1 protein-coding gene and 1 pseudogene are annotated in these 1442 nt (G+C 31.3%); one reads left to right on the top strand and one right to left on the bottom strand.

Features of this window, described 5'->3' with window-relative positions:
- A partial coding sequence (locus VXQ92_RS17780; RefSeq protein WP_416682700.1) for a hypothetical protein occupies positions 1-136 on the bottom strand: 136 nt, incomplete at its 3' end.
- Between the two features lie 628 nt (positions 137-764).
- Between VXQ92_RS17780 and VXQ92_RS17775 the strand changes: the two are divergent.
- Positions 765-1442: pseudogene (locus tag VXQ92_RS17775) on the top strand (TIGR04219 family outer membrane beta-barrel protein); the annotation flags it as partial.

Below are 1442 nucleotides of genomic sequence, written 5' to 3'. Positions count from 1 at the left end.
GAATAAGAAACGCACCACCGCCATTTTCATACGCAACGTACGGAACGCGCCAAATATTACCTAAGCCTACAGCCGAACCAACGGCTGCAATAATAAAACCAGATCGTGACGTCCAGTTTTCACGAGTATCTGTCATAGAACACCTAATGTTAAAAGATTACTTATTTTTACTGCTATTGTTGATTGTTATTCCGCATGCAAAAAAAGAACCAAAAAATACTTTTGTGTTTGTAGAAAATAAAATGCACCTTTTGAGTATTTTTATTCCCTTAACAAACAAGCAAAAATAGAAAATTCTTCCTTAAAGATTTTTGTCCATTTTTTGCCCCTATATAGCTGAACAATACCTGTTTTTATTTCTTTTTACTGTAATTTCCGTCTGAAAATTTACGTTTTTTTAGAGATTCTTATCTAGATTGGTTATTTTTTAGCTAATATTCCTGTTTTAAAGCATATTATTACCTTCTTACATTCAATGATATTTTCTACCATTAAAGTTTTATTCCCATTCATAAAGTAGATATATCAACTAATTTATAGATGAGTAAAATATCAAAGTATTATCGATCCCTTACACAAAATTTATACTAAAACCTCTAAAACTCAAATCACTATAAGTAATTAATTTTTATATGAAAATTAATTAAATAAAAGAATATTAAAAATTGAAGATATAGAAGCTTTATATTCACCATTTTTCATCAATGCATAACTGTAAAGATATCTATATCATGCGTTCAAAGATTTTCTTTTTAGGATTGATGATGAAAATATTAAAACTGTCTTTTTTAGTACTCGGGATGGGTCTTAGCGGATTCGCACAAGCAGATTTTATAGGCGTAAAAGGAGACGTTGGCTACTGGTTTTATGACGGCAAAGCTAATATGTCTTCACAATCTCCTGAAGATCAAGATCTAGACCGAAAAGGTAGTGCTCAACTTTCATTAGCTTTTGAGCACCCAATCCCGTTTATTCCAAATGCAAAAATTCGTTATGTTAATTTAGATACTCAAACTAAATCAGAAACTTTGGGTCAAGCTAACTATAACGTTGATTTAGATCATAGGGATTTTATTCTCTATTATGAGTTACTAGATAATATGCAGGTCTTGGTGCAACTGTACTAAATGGAGATATTACTGCCTATACCGGTAAACGTGTAGATATTGATAAGACATATCCGATTGCTTATTTATCAGGTGAAGTAAAACTTCCATTTACAGGGTTAAGCGCTAAAGGTGAAGCAACATATACAAACTTTGATGATGCAAAAATTACAGATGCGTTAGTAGAAGCAAAGTATAAGTTTGCCGATAATTTATTAATCGATTTAGGCTTAACAGCTGGTTATCGTATCCTCAACATCGATTTAGATGATTACGATAACAATGACCTTAAATTTGAATTTAAAGGGCCTTATGTTGGCTTAGAAGCACATTTCT

The sequence above is a fragment of the Acinetobacter sp. 228 genome, from assembly GCF_048147885.1.
This window is presented reverse-complemented; position numbering and strand designations above follow the sequence as displayed.